Source organism: Baaleninema sp., assembly GCF_049974805.1.
GTDB lineage: Bacteria > Cyanobacteriota > Cyanobacteriia > Cyanobacteriales > Geitlerinemataceae > Baaleninema.
The window spans coordinates 4,046-22,590 of record NZ_JBNGCO010000085.1 but is presented as its reverse complement, the minus strand read 5'-3'; the positions used below and the strand labels follow the sequence as shown (position 1 = coordinate 22,590).

At 54.3% G+C, this 18,545-nt stretch carries 12 protein-coding genes; 9 read left to right on the top strand and 3 right to left on the bottom strand.

Translation table 11 applies throughout. From position 1 onward, the window contains the following. The 5 genes from ACP5D4_RS15575 to ACP5D4_RS15555 form a co-directional block, all read left to right on the top strand. Window positions 1-244 (top strand): peptide ligase PGM1-related protein (locus ACP5D4_RS15575; protein ID WP_428012544.1); only part of this gene is annotated, 244 nt, incomplete at its 5' end. 108 nt (window positions 245-352) lie between these two features. Further along, window positions 353-1,417, top strand: a complete 1,065-nt coding sequence (gene murG / locus ACP5D4_RS15570) for an undecaprenyldiphospho-muramoylpentapeptide beta-N-acetylglucosaminyltransferase (RefSeq protein ID WP_428012543.1) — start codon at window positions 353-355, stop codon at window positions 1,415-1,417. 180 nt (window positions 1,418-1,597) lie between these two features. Next, window positions 1,598-3,127 (top strand): phospholipid carrier-dependent glycosyltransferase, encoded by a 1,530-nt coding sequence (locus tag ACP5D4_RS15565; protein ID WP_428012542.1) that lies wholly within the window; start codon window positions 1,598-1,600, stop codon window positions 3,125-3,127. Continuing rightward, window positions 3,109-5,130, top strand: coding sequence for a hypothetical protein (locus ACP5D4_RS15560; RefSeq protein WP_428012541.1), 2,022 nt, complete (start codon window positions 3,109-3,111; stop codon window positions 5,128-5,130). Before ACP5D4_RS15565 ends, ACP5D4_RS15560 begins: the two co-directional genes overlap by 19 nt. Window positions 5,131-5,137: 7 nt before the next feature. Next, window positions 5,138-7,267: a CHASE2 domain-containing protein gene (locus ACP5D4_RS15555; protein ID WP_428012540.1), complete on the top strand. Its 2,130-nt coding sequence runs from the start codon at window positions 5,138-5,140 to the stop codon at window positions 7,265-7,267. Between the two features lie 149 nt (window positions 7,268-7,416). Here the strand turns inward: ACP5D4_RS15555 and ACP5D4_RS15550 are convergent, their stop codons facing one another. Continuing rightward, complete coding sequence (locus ACP5D4_RS15550) at window positions 7,417-7,644, bottom strand: DUF6761 family protein (RefSeq protein ID WP_428012539.1); 228 nt, start codon at window positions 7,642-7,644, stop codon at window positions 7,417-7,419. Between the two features lie 227 nt (window positions 7,645-7,871). Here ACP5D4_RS15550 and ACP5D4_RS15545 point away from each other — a divergent pair, with 227 nt between their 5' ends. The 4 genes from ACP5D4_RS15545 to ACP5D4_RS15530 all read left to right on the top strand — a co-directional run bounded on the left by ACP5D4_RS15545 (window position 7,872) and on the right by ACP5D4_RS15530 (window position 16,645). Continuing rightward, window positions 7,872-8,678 (top strand): response regulator transcription factor, encoded by an 807-nt coding sequence (locus tag ACP5D4_RS15545; protein ID WP_428012538.1) that lies wholly within the window; start codon window positions 7,872-7,874, stop codon window positions 8,676-8,678. A gap of 1,067 nt (window positions 8,679-9,745) precedes the next feature. Further along, complete coding sequence (locus tag ACP5D4_RS15540; RefSeq protein ID WP_428012537.1) at window positions 9,746-10,681, top strand: DUF928 domain-containing protein; 936 nt, start codon at window positions 9,746-9,748, stop codon at window positions 10,679-10,681. A gap of 28 nt (window positions 10,682-10,709) precedes the next feature. After that, window positions 10,710-13,520, top strand: a complete 2,811-nt coding sequence (locus ACP5D4_RS15535) for a CHASE2 domain-containing protein (protein WP_428012536.1) — start codon at window positions 10,710-10,712, stop codon at window positions 13,518-13,520. A 518-nt stretch (window positions 13,521-14,038) separates the two neighbouring features. Continuing rightward, window positions 14,039-16,645 (top strand): CHAT domain-containing protein, encoded by a 2,607-nt coding sequence (locus tag ACP5D4_RS15530; RefSeq protein WP_428012535.1) that lies wholly within the window; start codon window positions 14,039-14,041, stop codon window positions 16,643-16,645. A gap of 18 nt (window positions 16,646-16,663) precedes the next feature. On the opposite strand, the gene ACP5D4_RS15525 is transcribed toward ACP5D4_RS15530, so the two are convergent. Then, window positions 16,664-17,842, bottom strand: coding sequence for a M20 family metallopeptidase (locus ACP5D4_RS15525; RefSeq protein ID WP_428012534.1), 1,179 nt, complete (start codon window positions 17,840-17,842; stop codon window positions 16,664-16,666). Window positions 17,843-18,016: 174 nt separating this feature from the next. Beyond that, window positions 18,017-18,545 (bottom strand): DUF5666 domain-containing protein (locus ACP5D4_RS15520; protein WP_428012533.1); only part of this gene is annotated, 529 nt, incomplete at its 5' end.

Here is an 18,545-nt window from a genome sequence, read left to right as displayed (position 1 = left end):
AGTGCTGAAATCCCTCCGGGGAATCTCCGTCGCTTTAGCGCGGAGAGTAGTCAACAGTACCGAAACCGGAACCGTGTTTCACCTGATGGGGTGTTTGTCGGAATTCGGAAAATTGGGACTGACGACGATTGGGAATTCTCCCGAAGAAGCGGACAAACTGTTCGATGAAGTGGTCGCCGCCTTAGACGCCGAAACCAGCGGAATTCCGCTTCCACCGCCGATTGTACCCATGTCTTGGCTGTAAGCGGAACCGCTGTATCTCCCCTTCTGCCGCTGCAAACACCGTTTAAACACCGTTTCCGGCTTGCGCCGTGATAGCGTAGAGATATCGACATCGTTCGTTTCGATCGCCGTGGAACCCGAAGCATCTTCTAAACGCCTGCTCGTCGCCGCCAGCGGAACGGGAGGTCACGTTTTTCCCGCCCTCGCCACCGCAGACAGTTTGAGCGACTATCATATTGAATGGTTGGGCGTTCCCCACCGCATGGAAGCGCAACTCGTCGGCGATCGCTATCCCCTTCATTTTATTTCCGTCGAAGGCTTTCAAACTCGTTTGGGATTGGGAACGGTTAAAGTCTTAGTCCGCTTCGTCAACGCCGTGTTCGCCTGTCGCAAGATTCTCAAACGGGGAAAGTTCGACGGCGTGTTTACGACGGGTGGGTACATCGCAGCCCCGGCGATTTTAGCGGCGCGATCGCTCGAGATTCCGGTGGTTCTCCACGAGTCGAACGCCATCCCCGGAAAAGTGACGAAGTGGTTTTCCCGCTGGTGCGAAGTCGTGGCGATTGGATTTTTGGACGCGGCGCGATTGCTTCCCCAGGTGAAAACCGTTTGCGTGGGGACTCCGGTGCGTCCGGATTTCCGGCGAGAGGCGACTTGCGATCTTCCCATTCCCGACGAGGTTCCGTTAATTGTCGTCATTGGCGGAAGTCAAGGGGCTGTGGCTGTTAACCAACTCGTGCGCGAGTCTGCGCCAGCTTGGTTTGAAGCGGGGGCTTGGGTGGTGCATCTGACGGGAACCCACGATCCCGATGCGGAGGCATTGCAACATCCTCAGTATATTGCAATGCCTTTTTACGATAACGTGGCGGGGTTGTTGCAACGGGCGAATTTGGCGGTGAGTCGCGCGGGTTCGGGTACGCTGACGGAGTTGGCGATGACGCATACTCCTTCGATTTTAATTCCGTTTCCTTACGCGGCGGAAGACCATCAGTTTTATAACGGTCGCGGTTTTGTGGAAGCGGGGGCGGCGTTGATGTTCCGTCAGTCGGAAATTTCGCCGGAAGTGCTGCAAACGGAGGTGTTGGAGTTGTTACAGTCTCCGGAAAAGCTCGATCGTATGACGAAAGCGATGGCGGGTTTGGCAATTCCCGATAGTGCGGAACGGTTGGCGCAATTGGTTCGAGATCTGTTTTGAGAATTGAGAATTGATAATTGAGAATTAAGAAAAACGGTTAAAATAATGGTTTTTTGGAGATGAATTAATTTATGATTTGAGTTATGGTTTGAGTTATGGTTTGAGTTTAAAATAATTCCATATATCATCAAAAATATTATATATTATAAAAAATGTTTCGTCGCAAAAACTCAATACAATATGAAAAAGCTTTGGACGGGACTTTTGGGTATTTGGGTTGGCTCTCTAATTCTTCGATTTTGGGAATTAGACCGATTTAATGTATTAGTTTTCGACGAAATTTATTTTGCAAATTACGGGTTTAATTATCTCAAACAAATTCCATTTTTTGACGTACATCCGCCTTTAGGAAAGTATTGTATTGCGTTAGGAATTTGGATACAGGCTCATTTTATGGGCGGGTTAGAATCCCTAAAAAATGCCACAGAAGTCGCGCAATTAAACGCCTTTGCTTATCGTTGGGCGAACGGCTTAGTGGGGGCGACAGTTCCCCTTTTAGTGGGGTCGATCGCCTATGAAATCACCCTCAAAAAACGCTATGCTTTTTTATCGAGTTTGTTCGTAGCCTTAGATGGTTTACTGTTAGTTGAATCTCGTTATGCTTTAATTAACGTTTATCTTCTCGGATTTGGTTTGTTGGGAGTTTTGACGTTTTTTAAATCCTTGAATTCTCAAAAAACCTATCTTTGGGCGATGGTATCTGGCGTCTTTTTAGGATGTTGCGCCTCCGTGAAATGGAACGGTTTAGGATTCTGGCTCGGCATTGTTTTACTCTACGGCGGCGCTTGGGCGTTGCGATATTTCAAATTGTGGAGCGATCGCGCGGCGAGTCACGCCAATTCAGACCTAAAAAATTCTCCCGAAGAAAACCTTTTAGATCCTCTAAAATCGCCGTTTTCAGATATTTCTAATTCAGGAGAAAACGATTTTAAAAATATCGAGACAGAGGGTATAAACCCAGAACCATTACCCCCCCAAAAAACGAGGACTCAGCCGTCAACCAATCCGCTCGAATCGATTTTAAAAATCGATCGCCTCAACTTCGCCCTCAACTTCGGACTCGTTCCCTTTCTCGTCTATCGGCTGCTGTGGATTCCCCACCTCCAACTCAACCCGGACTTTACCTTTTTAGGAATGCAGTGGCAAATTCTGCACTATCACGAAAGCATCGGCAACACCACCGACGCCCATCCCTACTGTTCCGCCTGGTATAGCTGGCCGTGGATGGCGCGTCCGGTGGGGTATTATTTCCAGGCCATCGAAAAAGCCTCTCAAACCCTCATTTTTGACGTTCACGCCTTCGGAAACCCGCCCTTGTGGTGGTTGTCGGCTGTCGCGATCGCCGCCGTAACCGTTCAGCTATTCCGTCACCTCCTCCACTGGCGATCGAATCGCCCCGTTGTCCCCCAAACCGTTCTCTTACACAGCCTTCTCGTCAGCGAGTTCGCCGCCAACTTCCTTCCTTGGGCGAAAGTCTCCCGCTGTACCTACCTGTACCACTACATGGGGGCGTCGCTGTTTGCATTTATGGCGTTGGCGTGGTGGGTGGACAACGCCTCGAACCAACGCGATCTTTCCTGGCGTATCGTGGGAACCCTCGCTGTCGCCATTATCGTCTTGGGCTTTTGGTATTGGCTGCCGATCTATTTAGGCTTACCCTTAACTCGAGAGGCGTTCGACGGGAGAATGTGGTGGCGATCGTGGTATTAACGGGCGACGACCCCCCCAAATCCACCCGCATCAATTTCGAGATGGGACGACGAGAATTGACGATGGGCGATCGGTTAAAACAGTGGCAGGTTGTGGTGGTATTGGCAGCCATCGTAGGCTTCGCCATCGCCCCCATGTTAGAACGCAGCTATCCCATAACCCATTCAACGCATTTCAACCTCAGTTGGGCGTTCCAATACCAACGACAGTTTTTTTCCGGACAGTTTTACCCCCGTTGGTTGGAATTCTCTAACTTCGGCTTCGGGAACGCCACCTTTGTCTTTTACCCTCCCCTGTCGATGGTGGCGACGCTTCCCTTTCGGATGTTGGGGTTGGGGTTGGCGGGATCGTTGATTGGCAGCATGGCGGCGGCGGTTGCCCTCTTCGGAGGGGGATTATACCGCCTCGCACGGCGATTTTATCCCCTTTGGATATCAACCACGGTCGCCGTGGTGGGGATGCTATCGCCCTATTTAACCATCGACATTTACCAACGGGGCGCCTTGGGGGAAGTTTGGGCGATCGCGGCGTTACCTTGGATTTTCTGGACCTCTCACAAGCTGATCGATCGCGCCGCCAATCCTCCCCCACCGCCGAATTCTCCCTGGCGTCACCGTTTGTCCCGCTGGGGACTCGATCCCGATTGGGATATCTTGCAATTCGTCCTAGCTTACGGGGCGTTAGTGCTGTCTCACTTACCCACGCTGCTGATATTTACCCTGATTTGGCTGCCGTTTCCGGCGTGGATAGCCCCCTCGTCTCGGCGAAAATTCGTCGTTTTACGCAGTTACGTCAGCTTGGCGATCGCTTGGGGGGCGACCGCCTTTTTCCTACTTCCCGTCGTCGCGGACGGTTCCGCCGTCCAGTTAGACGCCCTCTACGCCACCGCCGATTACCTCCCGCAAAATCGTTTGTTGCTCTCGGGATTGTGGCAGTTCGCCCCGGATTTGACAGACCACTGGTTCGATCGCCGCCTGGTGAAACCTTGGGCGATGATGGGAGTCGTGACGGTGGGGGCGATCGTAAGCGATCGTCTCGAACGTCAGTTTTTCAAAGAAGACACCCCGACCCACGCCATCAGTCGCCAACAACGTCAAACCGCGACGTACTGGGCAGCGGCCAGTCTCCTGGCCTTGCTCTCGACCACCGATCTGCTAGGCTGGTTGTATTCCAGCTTCTCCCCCTTGCAACGCATACAGTTTTCCTGGCGGTGGTTGAGCGTGGCGACCGTACTCGTACCGCTGTTGTTGGGAGACCAGTTATCTCGTATCGTCCGCTGGCCAACAGGGTTGAAGCTGAGTTTCAAACTTTTTAAGGCTGCATCGATGGTTGTGTTGTGGGGGATCGTAGCCTGGCACGGATTTAAAGGAACCGTCGTCGCCGATCGCGCCAGCTACGATCCCCCAACGATCGAACAATTCGATCGCCTCGCCGAGGCGAAACAGTTTCCCGAAGAACCCCAACAACAGCCCGGACGGCCGTTTCTCAAATGGCATTGGATTTATCCCGACGGCTTGGCGTTGGTGGACGTTTACGAATATCGCGCCAAAGGGGTCACGTTGCCGATGCCGCCCGATCGCATTTACCCTTTAATAGAGTGGCAGAACGGCCGGCGCGACGGGTTGACAGTCGAGCGTTGGACCTTCGGCCTCAGAGAGTTCGTCACGAACAATACCACCTCGAGCGAACGCATCGTTCGTTTGAGAACCTTGAATTACCCAGGATGGTTTGCACGCCTCGAGACCGGAAAATGGCAAGCGATCGCTCGGAAATCGACCGCCCAGAGCGATCGCCGTCCAGTCGATCGACTCGAACTCTCCGTACCGTCGGGTCTCTCCCATGTCACCGTGAAGTATCGCGGTACCCCGGCCGAACGCTTCGGCACCTTCGTTTCGTTCGCGGTCTGGGTCAGCTTGATGGGTGCGATGGCGAAGGCCAAGCCCAGTTCTCGGCTGAGAAACGAAGCCTTCTCGAGTCAATCTCCTCCATCTTCCAAGATTTAATCCAACCGTGTGGTCAAACTTTAAACAGTGGCTTCTCCAGTGGCGTAGCGTAACCGTAGCTTCTATGGGAGCGGCGACCTTCGTATTGTTGTTGCGAACCATCGGCTTGTTGCAAACCGCAGAATGGGCCACCGCCGATATTTTCCTGAGATTGCGTCCCGCCGAACCTCGGGACGACCGACTGTTAGTCGTCGGCATCGACGAAGAAGATTTACAGCGGTTGGGACAATGGCCGGTACCCGACGGCGTGTTAGCCGAAGCGATCGCCCTCCTCTATCGCTACGACCCTCGGGCCGTGGGTTTAGATTTATATCGCGATCTCCCCGTCGAACCCGGACACGATCGCATCGTGGAATTATTCGAGGGGGCGTCCAACCTGGTGGGTATCGAAAAACTCGAAGACGAACTCATGTCGGGAGTCGAGCCACCGCCGGCCCTGAGTCTCCGCCAAGCCGTCGGCTTTAACAATACCATCGTCGATTCCGACGGCATCGTTCGCCGAGGATACTTATTTTTAAAAGACGACGAGGGACAGTTACATCAAAGTTTCGCCCTGAAACTGGTTCTGTTGTATTTAGAAGCGGAGAAGATCTTCCCCGAAGACGGCCCCGACCGAAATATGAAATTGGGCAAAGCGATCGTGCCTCAATTTGACTCGTCCGATGGGGGATACGCCCAAGCCGACGATCGTGGCTATCAGTTTTTAGCCAACTATCGCGGCCCCGTCGAAGCTATTCCCACCGTCCACCTGCGGGACGTCCTCGCGCAGACCGTTCCCCCCGAGATGATTCGCGATCGTATCGTTGTCATCGGTTCGACCGCCTCGAGTATTCGCGATGTGTTCGTGACCCCCTACAGCCGCCAGTTGTTGAAATCCCAAGCCGAAGTCCCGGGGGTCTTGCTGCAAGCGGAATTTATCGGCCAGCTTCTCGATGCCAGTTTGCAGGGACGGCCGCTGATGCGGGTGTGGCCCGACGCCGTAGAAATTCTTTGGATTGTCGGTTGGGCGTGGTTCGGGGCTTTAGTCAGTTGGCGGTTGCACTCCGTAAAAGGGGCGACGGTGGCCGTGGCGATGGCGGCGGTGGGGTTGACGGGGGTGTGTTACGTGGCCTATCTCGGCAGTTGGTGGATTCCCCTCGTTCCCTCCATGCTGTCGTTGTTAGGATCGACCGTGGCCATCGTCGGTTACTTAGCCTATCTCGGCGAAGAGTTACGCAAATCGAAAGAGTTTTTGCAGAGTATCATCAACACCATTCCCGATCCGATTTTCGTCAAAGATACGGCTCACCGTTGGATTGTCTTGAACGAAGCCTATGGGAAATTAGTCGGATATCCCCTCGAGAGTCTGATCGATCGCTCCGAATTCGAGGTGTTCCCTCCCCAGCAAGCCGAAACCTTTCGGACTGAAGACGAATTCGTGTTGAAAACGGGACACGAACGGGAAATCGAAGAGCAGTTTACCGACGCCCAAGGCCATCCTCGCGTCATCGCCACCAAGCGATCGCTGCACCGTGACGGGGCGGGCAACTTGTTTTTAGTGGGCGTCATTCGCGACATCACCGAACGCAAACACATGGAGGAACAACTCAAACAAATCGCCGCCGAACTGGCCCAATCGAATCAAGAACTCCAACAGGACGCCTCCCACGACGAACTCACCGGACTGCCCAATCACAAACTGTTTTACGAACGACTCAAACAGTCCTTGGAATGGGCGCAATCTCGCGAGAAATGCGTCGGGGTCATGTTCCTCGACCTCGACGGCTTCAAAGACGTTAACGATACCCTCGGTCATTTAACCGGAAACGCCCTCTTGAAAGCCGTCGCGAATCGTCTCAGCGACAGTCTGCGGGGTAGCGATACCGTGGCCCGTTGGGGCGGCGACGAGTTCACCGTCATTTTACCGGGGATTCCCAGTACCGAGGACGCCATACGAGTGGCAGAAAAGCTGATTCGCGGCTTGGCCGAACCGTTCGTGTTAGAGGAGAAAACGGTTTCGGTCACCGCCAGCGTCGGTATCGGCTTGTATCCGACCCACAGCGACAATATCGACGAATTAATTCGCTTGTCCGACGAGGCGATGTTAAAAGCCAAGAAACAGGGCAAAAGCCAATACGTTCTCGTCGAAAACGTCTAAAACAAAGTCTTCGAGAACCTCGAGACCTTACCGCCAGAGACTCCAACCCCATTCGTCGTCGGGGAAAATTAAAAACACAGGACGAGCGCCCCTCCCGCGACCTGAATTCGCGAGAGGGGCGATTTGGGCAAACTCGCCTCTAATAACGCCTAATAATAGGACATCTCGAAATTAGAGGGATCTCGCATAAAGCGGGAAGCTTCTTCTTCGAGACGATGGATGAGGAACGGTTCGAGAACGTTCGCCTGTCTCAAGGCTTGCAAATATCCATCTAAGTACATTCTCAGATCGTCGGTTCGATAGCCTCGGTTCCACAGCGTAACAAACCGATCGGTGAGGGTTTGGTAGTGACGAATCGTTGAAGCGTCTTGCAGCATGGTTGGACGGTTGAACGCGACAGGGGCCTAGCGATCGGGTAATCGAGCGAATCGGCGATCGACCCTATTACTTTTACAGTAACAGAAACCGATGGGAGGCGCATCCGTTGTTTTGCCGAACAGCTAGACGTAGCAGGCGTTACAGAACCCTGGACTTTGCCTTTGTTACGGTGATAAGCACTGAAGACGTTTGTCTAGACCGACCGAGAAAACGGGCGAGGGATGCTGTGAGTTCTGTGTGTATTCAAATTGTTGAGGGGAACCCTCAGCTTCGATCTCTGTTAGGCTGGCATCTCCAGCAAGCCGGCTATACTGTCTGTCAATCGGCAGATATCAGCCACGCGCGAGATGTCTTTTTCCAACGACAACCGACCCTGGCGGTTGTCGATTCCGATTTGCCCGATGGAGACGGACTGGAGTTTTGTCATTGGTTGTACCAACAACAACAGTCGTTAGTATTAATGTTGTCGGCCAGAAATACAGAAGCCGACATTGTAGCCGGGTTAAAGGCGGGGGCGGACGATTACGTTTGTAAGCCTTTCGGGATGCAGGAGTTTCTTGCGCGGGTCGAAGCGGTGCTGCGCCGCAGTCGAACCATGGCCCCTCTGGCTTATTTGGAGTATGGCGATTTGAAAATCGATCTCGTCCAACGTCGCGTTCGGTATAAGGAGGAGTCGATCGAACTAACGCCACAAGAGTTTAGCTTGCTCTTCGTTCTCGCGCAAGCGGGAGGCGCTCCTTTGAGTCGAACGGAACTACTCAAACGGGCTTGGCCTGAGGCCATCGACAATCCACGTACCATCGATACGCATGTTTTATCGCTACGGAAGAAAATCGAACGCGATCCCCGTCAGCCGAATTTGATTCAAACGGTTCGTAACGTGGGCTATCGGTTCAATCCAACGCCGATGGAGGTCGATCGCAACAGCGTCGTCCCTAGCAGTTCGATGCCCCCCACCACGACCTATTCGCCTCGGAAAACGCCTGTGTCCAGTCGTCCTAATAAAGCGACGACGAGCGTTCCGGGGGCTTGACCGCCTCTTCGACCCGCCGGCTCGAGCTGAGTCAAACCGAAGCCTTGTCTCCAACTCCCGTTTGAGATTGCCCCCGTAAAGCCTTGCCATACAAGGAGTTTACGGGGGTTTCGGCGATCGTGCAACTTCCCTCAAAAAAAAACGCGACCGGGGCGATCGCCTTTCGACCTGTTCTGTATTCTCAATATTTTTACGGTTTTAGCGATTGTCTAGATAATTTTTTTGCGTATTTTTACATATAAAATCTCAGTAGTAACGTGGTTAAATTAGAAAAAGAAAGTCAATTTTGCTGGAAACAGATGTGACAAATTGTAATTTGAGAGGGACTGTCTGAAAAATAAAAAGCGCGATCGCTCGACAACAAAAGCAATTCAAAGGGGTGACAACTTCGACAGCAAACCTCGTTTCAAACAAAATCCTCAAGAACATACCTGTCCTAATTTTAATTAAAAAAACACCCGATTCTATCCAAAACCAGAGTACAATTGACGCAATCCTGGGAACGATGACGCAAGGAGGTTTCGTCGATAGCACCTCATTGACAATGGGGTTTCGAGGAAGATTGTCCCGATCTCGGGGACGTTCAGTCGAAGAGCGGCACTCGAGAGCGCTCTCAAGCCGCTTGCCAAACCTTGAGAGACGAAATCATCCCTCCTCCCCCATAACAGCCTGCCATTCCATTGACCGATTTGAGAGATTGCCAGAAACGGCGAATACAAATGCCTATATCCCCGAGGATCGTGCCAACACAAATCTGCCGTTCGAGTCGGTTCGAGAGCGCACCAATCCTTCCTGAAAATCCGTGGGATTGTAGATATAGAGCCGAATGGAAACCCCAACTTTCCGAGGCGATCGCGCCCCCAAGCACTCAAGCGATCGAATCTTTGCAGACTCTTCACGGAAAAACCTACGTAATTTTAAGGAAGATCCGATATTTTGAAGGAAGAGAGAAGCCAGTACAATAATAAAAAAGTCGAATTGGCGATCGCTGGATCTCACACCGTTAAGAAAATTCCGTACTTCCATCAGGATGCCAAACCAACATCTAGTTAAGGATCGTGTTGCTCATGAAACCTATACCCCTGAGCCTGAGTCTGACCGGCGCCTCCCTTAGCCTAATCCTGGGGGCGCTCTGGAGTCCCAACGCCTCAGCCGTAACCTTCGTTCCCCCCTCAGACGAAGCTCCCCGCCAAACCACAGGCGGCGCCTCTCGCGGCGATGTCAACTTCCGACCGCCGAGCGATGCAACTCCCCGCCAAACCACAGGCGGCGCCTCTCGCGGCGATGTCAACTTCCGACCGGCGGGTGAAGGAGCGCCTCGCCAAACCACAGGCGGCGCCTCTCGCGGCGATGTGAACTTCCAACCGCCCGGCGAAGGCGCCCCCAACGACGTAAGAGGCGGCGCCTCTCGCGGCGACGTGAACTTCCAACCCCCCGGCGAAGACGCCCCCAGCTCGGTCAGCGGCGGTGCTTCCAGACGGCCGGTCTCAGCCTTGACCCCCTTGATTCCCCAAAGCAACTACGGGCGCACCACCGCAGCCCGTCCTGCCCTGTTCGTCTACGTTCCCGAAAGCAACGTCCGGCAAGCCTTCTTCAGCCTCAAAGACGAAGCGGGGAACCTCCACTATCAAGGCTTCGTAGGCATTTCCGGAGAGGAAGGCGTCCTGCGTTTCAGCCTGCCCGAAGAAGCCCCCGAACTGGAAATCGGACAAGACTATCAATGGCACGTGGTGCTGTTGACAGACGACGTGCTGCGTCCGGACAGCCCTCGGGTTTCGGGATGGATCGAACGAGTGGAAGCCGACGCGATCGACATCGAGTCCGAACCGTCTTTGGAATTGGCCGATACCTACGGTCGCAGGGGCTTGTGGTACGACGCTCTCGATACCTTAGCCGAATTGTGGGAAGCCAATCCCAGCGATGGGAGTCTGGCCGGCGAATGGAACGATTTCCTCGCCCAAGTGGGACTCGAAGAAATTGCCCACCAGCCGCTGACGAAATAATCTGACACAAGCATCGGACAAAGCACTCGTGTGGCATCGGATCGAACGGTCTTTCCAAACCTGGAAACAGGTGGTGTTCGTGGCGTCCGGTACAGCAATTTTTTGCTGTGCCGGCGCGTTTTGGGGTTGGTTCAAACTTCTGGAAGTCGCGGCGATCGATCGCTTTTTCAGCCTGCGACCGTCAGAACCGACCGACTCGCGAATTCTCATCGTCACCATCGGCGAAGCGGACATCACCGCCATTGGAGACTGGCCGATTTCCGATGCCGTTCTGGCCGACGCGATCGAAAAAATCGCCGCTCAAACCCCTCGGGCGATCGGCTTGGACATTTACCGGGACTTACCGGAAGAACCGGGTTACGAGGAACTCGTCGAGGTCATGAAACAAACGCCGATGTTGATCGGCGTGCAGAAATCCCTGGGGTTCGGAACCGTGGCGCCGCCACCAGCCCTCGAGGAAGTCGATCGCGTGGCCTTAGCCGATCTGCTACAAGACCGGGATGGAAAAGTCCGCCGCGCCCTGATTTCTGCCTTCGTGGACGAGGAACTCGTCTTAGGCTTAGCCACGCAACTGAGTTTGTTGTATCTCAAACCCGAAGGCATTACCCTCGAACCCATTGAAGGGGAGATGTCTCGCTATCGACTCGGAAAGGCGACGTTCGTGCCGCTGACGGGAAACGAAGCGGGATATTCGAGTCCCGATGCGGGGGGCTATCAGGTGTTTCTCAACTATCGCAGCCCGAGCGACAGTTTCGAGACCGTATCGATTCTCGACGTCCTGCAAAACCGCATCCCGCCGGATTTGATGCGCGATCGCATCGTCCTGATCGGATCGATCGCCGACAGTACCAACGACTTCTTTTTTACCCCCTATTCCCACAGCATCGACTCCCAAAACGGCGAGCGCAATCAAACCAGCGGCGTCGAAATTCACGCCCACATCGTCAGTCAAATTATCAGCGCCGCCCTCGACGGTCGGTCTTTACTGCGCCTGTGGCCTCGTTACTACGAATGGATTTGGACGTGGCTGTGGTCTTTCGTCGGAGCGGCGGTCACCTGGAAACTGCTGCCGACGAAATTTTGTCGCAACAATATTTTCTTTCTCGGCACGATCGCGATCGCCGTTACCGGGGGCGCCATCCTTCTGATTATCGCTGACGTGGCCTTTCTCCTGGGGTGGATCGTTCCGTCCGTAACCCCGGTTCTGGCGTTCGCCATTTCCGCCGTACTGGCCACCAACGCCCACAACCAACGGCAACTGCACCAAGCCAACGATCGACTGCGGGAATATTCAGCCGACCTGGAAGTGAAAGTGCGAGAGCGCACCCAAGAACTGGAAGAGGCCAAACAAGCAGCCGACGTGGCCAACCACGCCAAAAGCGAGTTTTTGGCCAACATGAGCCACGAACTGCGAACTCCCCTCAACGGCATTCTCGGCTACGCCCAAATTATGGAACACGCCCGCGACCTCAACCAACAGCGTCAGGGCGTCAACATCATTCACGAATGCGGCTCTTACCTACTGTCGCTGATTAACGACATTCTGGATTTGTCGAAAATCGAAGCGCGAAAAATGGATTTGTACGAAAGTGAAGTCCGTTTTCATGCCTTTTTGGTGGGCGTGGCCGAAATCTGCCAGGTTAAAGCCCGCAATAAAGACCTGCTGTTTTATTCCGATTTCGACGAGAACTTACCGGAATTCGTCCGCGCCGACGAAAAGCGGTTGCGACAGGTGACGATCAACCTGTTGGGAAATGCCGTCAAGTACACCCAACAGGGAAGCGTGACTTTCCGCGTGAAGGTTCTCAGAAGCAGCCGCCTCGGAACGGAAAGCCAGGACAAGGGAGAAGTCACCGCCGATATCCGCTTTCAAATTGAAGATACCGGAATCGGCATGACGCCGGAACAGGTGCAGAAAATTTTTCTGCCCTTCGAGCAGGTGAAAGAGGCGACGCAACTGGCGCAAGGAACCGGACTCGGTTTAGCCATCGCTCAGCAAATCGTCAACCTTATGGGAGGGGAAATCCAGGTCGAAAGTACCCCCGGAAAGGGGAGTATCTTTTGGTTCGATTTACGCTTACCCGTTCTGCACCCCAGCGAAACCGCCTCGAAGACGTCGCAATTCGACGCCAGCGCCATCGTCGGGCTGTGTGGGGCGTCGAAAACGATTCTTCTGGTGGACGATCGACCGGACAATCGCGCTGTCGTGGTGGCGATGCTGGCGCCGTTGGGGTTTAAACTCCTCGAAGCCGACAACGGCGAAGACGGGTTCGAGTTGGTGAAGACCGCCGGCCCCGATTTGATTTTGACCGATTTGATTATGTCGGGAACGGACGGTTTAGAGTTGACGCGACGAATCCGCCAATGTCCCGAGTTGAAAGAGATACCCGTGTTGGTGACCTCGGCACGGGTGTTTGAGGCCGATCGCCAACGCAGTCTCGAGGCGGGGGCGAACGCGTTTGTACCCAAACCCATTCGTGCCGACGATTTGCTCGAAAAACTGCAAACCTATCTCGATATTACTTGGGAATACGACCTCGAGAGAATCGATCGCAACGGAAAGGTCGCCGAAGAGGAGATTGCTCTCGAGGATATCGATCCCGAATCGATTCCCGCCGAAGCTCTCGAATCGTTGATTCATTTGGCGCGGCGGGGACATTTACGAGGCATTCTTAAAGAAGTAGAGTGCCTCGAGGCCAGTCACCCTCATTTAGCGCCTTTGACGCGAGAATTGGAGCAACTGGCGCGGCAGTTTCAGGAAAAGGCGATTTTGCAGTTACTTCAGCGATTCGATCGAAATGCAGAGTCGGCTAATGGAGTTAAGGAAACTATGGAATAGTGGAGGGTTGAGAAACGGGCGATCGCGGGCATCTCAAACTTGCCCCAATATCCAGTTAGAAAAACCCGGTATCTGGCAACGGCTCAGTTTCGGGTATCCCGTCTCTTAGAGATACGGGGCTTCTGAGGAGTTTTCGTTTTGAGATGGACTCCGGACGATCGACTTTCCGGTTTGACTTTAAGGATATCGAAAACTGTTGTTTTTTGGGGAGTCACTACAACAATTTAGGTACAATTTGTAAATTATTTTCAAGAATTTATCAACCCAAGTAACCCGGCATCAAACTGCGTAAACTCTGGACTGTTGCTATCGATATTTTGCTTCAGGAAGTTGGATTGAGATTGGTCTCATTCGTTCAATTTGTCAAAAAAATTGATATCGCTGACTTTGCCGCTGTGTGAATTGTTTAAAATACTAACAAAAGCTTGACAAATACGATAAATTGCCATCCAAAAAAACAGTTTTTTTATTGTCAGTTTGATCGTCAAAACTCACGCCATTACCCCTCTATAGTATTTATGAAATTTATGAAATTTATGAAAGCGTTGCGATTTTACGTCGTTCTCGGCGTTCTGACCGCTCTCCTAGTCGCGATCGGGATTCCTGCCACCGCCCGGTTCGTCCCCGTATCAGTAGCGGTGGCGATGGCGCCCCAAGCGGCCAGTCCCGTGGCCGAAACAGACCCCATCGATCGAGGCAAACAATATTACGACGCCGGCCAGTACGATCGCGCCGTGGAAAGCTGGCAAGCCGCCGCCCAAACCTACCGCGATCGCGGCGATTTGGCGAACCTCGCCCTCAGCCAAGCCTATCTGTCCCTGGCGTACCAAAACCTCGGACAGTGGGAACTCGCCCGCAGTGCCGTCGATGACGCCCTAGACCAGCTCGAGGACCTCTCACTGTCGACCCCCGAAGATTCTCTCGTCAGAGCCATCGCCCTCAACGCCAAAGGTCGCCTGTTGCTGGCTCGCGGACAAGCACAAGGGGCGCTATCGATGTGGCGAGACGCCGAAACCGCCTACGATCGCGCCGAGAACGTCATCGGACGCCTGGGCAGCCAAATCAACCAAGCTCAAGCCCTACAAGCCCTCGGTCAATACCAACGGGCGTGGGAACAGCTCGAAGCCGCCGTCCTCCAACTCGAGCCTCTCCCCGACTCGCCCTTAAAAATCGAAGCCCTGCGCAACCTCGGCGTCACCTTGCAAATCGTCGGACAACTAGAAACCTCCCAAACCGTCCTCGAACGCAGTCTCGCCATCGCCCAACAGCTAGAACTGCCTCGAGAAGCCCTGGCCAGCCAGTTCGCCCTAGCCAACACCGCCCGCGATCGTGGCAACCCAGAAGAGGCCATTTCCAACTACCAGCAAATCGCCGACGCCGCCGAGGACTCTCTCCGTCGAGACGCCTTACTCAACCAACTCAGTCTCCTCCTCGACCTCGCTCGTTGGGACGAAGCCGCAGCCCTGCTTCCCCGAGTGCGGGACAGTCTCGACACCGGAACGGTCGATCGCGCCGCCATTTACGGCCGAGTCAACTTCGCCAACAGCCTCATGAGACTCCACGACGCAGAAGGCGAAGCCGTCGATCTCCGCGAAATCGCCGACCTCTTAGCCGAAGCAGTACGGAACGCCCGAGACCTACAAGACGCCCGGGCCGAGTCTTACAGCCTGGGACAACTGGGAAATCTCTACGAACGCCGCCAACAGTGGTCTGAAGCCCAAGACCTCACCGAACGGGCGTTAACCCTGGCGCAAACCATCGACGGTTTCGACTTAGTAGCCCGTTGGGAATGGCAACTCGGACGGCTGTTCGTCGCCCAAAGCCAAACCGAAGACGCCTTAGCCATCTATCGCAACACCATCAACGTCTTACAGGATTTACGAAAAGACCTGGTGGCCATCGACCCAGACGTGCAGTTTTCCTATCGCGAAAGCGTCGAACCCGTCTATCGGGATTTCGTCAGTTTGCTACTCGACGAAGCCGGGAACGCTGAAAACGACCGCGATCGACAAAACCAACTGACCGAAGCCCGAAACACCCTCGAAGCCCTGCGCTTAGCCGAACTCGACAACTTCTTCCGCGAAGCCTGTTTGGAAGTCCAACCGGTTTCGATCGAACAAATCGACGATCGCGCCGCCGTTCTCTACACTGTATTACTCCCCGATCGCCTGGCCGTCGTCTTGTCCGTTCCCGACGAACCCCTACAACTGTACGAAACCCAGACTTCGATCGAGGAAATCGACGCAACAGTCGATCGATTCCTACAATCCCTCAACCCCGCCTACGACAACGCCGAACGCCTAGACTACGCCCAGCAACTTTACGATCGCATCGTGCGTCCCGGCGAAGAGCTTTTGCGCCGCCACAACATCGAAACCCTCGTCTTCGTACTCGATGGCGCCTTAAGAAACGTTCCCATGGCGGCCTTGTTCGACGGCCAACAGTATCTCATCGAAAAATACAGCCTCGCCCTGACCCAGAGCTTACAGCTCTTCCAAGCCCGAGACCAACAGAACCCAACCGTCTCGGTGATGGCGGGAGGACTCAGCCAAGCCCGTCAGGGATTTCCCGCCATTCCCGAAGTCGAACGAGAAGTCACCCTCATCGCCCAGGAAGTCTCCTCAGAAGTCCTCTTAAACGAAAGCTTTACCCGAGACGCCCTAGTACAGAAACTCGCAAAAGAACAGTTCGAGATCGTCCATTTAGCGACCCACGGTCAGTTTAGTTCCAACGCCGAAGACACCTTTCTCCTGACCTGGGACGGACGGATTAACGTCAAAGAGTTAGGACAAGTCCTGCAAACCACCACCTCTCGCGCCTTGAGACCCCTCGACTTACTCGTCCTGAGCGCCTGTCAAACCGCCGCTGGAGACGATCGCGCCACCTTGGGACTGGCGGGGTTCGCCTTGCGTTCCGGCGCCCGCAGCACCTTAGCTACGTTATGGTCAGTTCAAGACGAACCCACCGCCTCGTTGATGGTGGAGTTTTACCAGCAACTCAGCCGAGACCCCAATATTTCCAAAGCCGAAGCCTTGCGACGCGCCCAAGTCACCCTTCTCGAAGACGAGGTATACGACCATCCGGCGTTTTGGGCGCCGTTTGTGTTAATCGGAAATTGGATTTGAGAGTTGAGCCTTAGGGCGTTACGTCGTTTGGAAGTATTTCCAGACAGCGTTGGCCATGGTGACGACCCCCGTTAAAATCGAGGTTTCGTCCACGTCGAATTGAGGATGGTGTAGGGGATAGTTACGCTGGTCGCGATAGCCCACGCCCAAGCGGAACATGGTACCGGGGGCTTTGTCCAAATACACCGAAAAATCTTCCGCTCCCAAAGAGGGTTCCGTCAGCAGTTGCACCGCTTCTTTTCCCCAGGCTTCTTCGACGGACGCCTCGACGATTTGCGTCAAGCCGATGTCGTTGATGACCGAGGGGACGAGTCGCCGATATTTAACTTCGTACCCGGCGCCGTAGGTTTGACAGACGTTGGCGACGATATTTTCAATCCACTGGGGTAGTTCGGCGTGGGTTTCCGGGTGGAGCGATCGAGCCATTCCCGAGAGTTTCACGCAATCGGCGATGGCGTTGGGGGCGCGGCCGCCCTGGATTTTGCCGATGGTCAACACCACCGGTCTCAGGGGGTTGTGGGTGCGACTGATGGCTTGTTGCAGCGTCGTAATGACTTGGGCGGCGATCCAAATGGCGTCGATGGCTTCGTAAGGTCGCGCCCCGTGGCCCGATTCCCCGGTAATCGTAATTTCTAAATCGTCAGCGGCGGCGGTCAGCGTACCGTAACACACGCCGATACGCCCGCAGGGAATGCTGGGAAAGACGTGAACCCCAAAAATGTTATCGACCCCTTCCATCGCGCCTTCCTCGACCATCCAGCTTGCGCCCTGGGCGATTTCTTCGGCGGGTTGGAATAGGAAGCGTACTGAGCCTGGGAGTTCGTCGGCCAGTTGGGACAGTACCATGGCTGTCCCCAGTCCCAAGGTGGTGTGAACGTCGTGGCCGCAGGCGTGCATGATTCCGGCGTTGCGGGAGGCGAAGCTTAAGTCGGTGCCTTCGTGGATGGGAAGGGCGTCCATGTCGGTCCGGACGGCGACGCGGCGAGGGTCGCTGTTTTGTCCGGTTAGGTCGCCGAGGACGCCCGTTTTACCGACGCCTTCGCGTACTTGGACGCCGCAGGACGACAACACCCCGGCGACGTAGGCGGCGGTTTGGTATTCTTGGCCGCTGAGTTCGGGGTGGGTGTGGATGTGACGACGGATTTCGATGAGTCGAGGGGCGAGTTGTTTGGCGATATCTTTGATGCGATCGAGCATCTGGGGTTAAGGTTGAGAGTGCTTTCACCATGATAGGGAGTTTCTCCGCCTCTGCGATCGAATTGACTACGCCAGAGACAGAGGATAGAGAGAGGGGCGATCGTCAGCAATTCCAGCCAACAAAAACACCCCATTTTTTTAAAGAAATGGGGTGTTGGGGGTGTTTAAAAGACTTTAATCGTCGTCCCAATCGTCGTCGTCGTCCCAATCGTCATCGTCATCCCAATCGTCGTCATCGTCGTCCCAATCGTCGTCATCGTCGTCCCAATCGTCGTCATCGTCGTCCCAATCGTCGTCGTCGTCGTCCCAATCGTCGTCTTTGTCGTCGTCTTTATCGTACTCGTACCGCAGATCGATCGTTCCGACTTGGGTGCCGTCTTCGCGAATAATCGATACCGCATCGAAGTCGTTCCCGTCGTCAACTCCCCGTACTGTAACCCGTTCTCCCGGTCTTAAATCTAAGGCACGAGAATCGCGGATATCGGCATCGACGCGAACTGTACCGTTTTCCGTTTCTAGCACAAACTCGTCGTTATCGCGAATCGATCGAATTGTTCCTACAATCTCGCGAGTGCGATCGATGGTTCCGACCGGAGAACCGTCTTCGCGGACGATTGAAACCGCGTCGAAATCGTCATCGTCGTAAATTCCCCGTACTGTAACCCGTTCTCCCGGTCTTAAATCTAAGGCACGAGAATCGCGG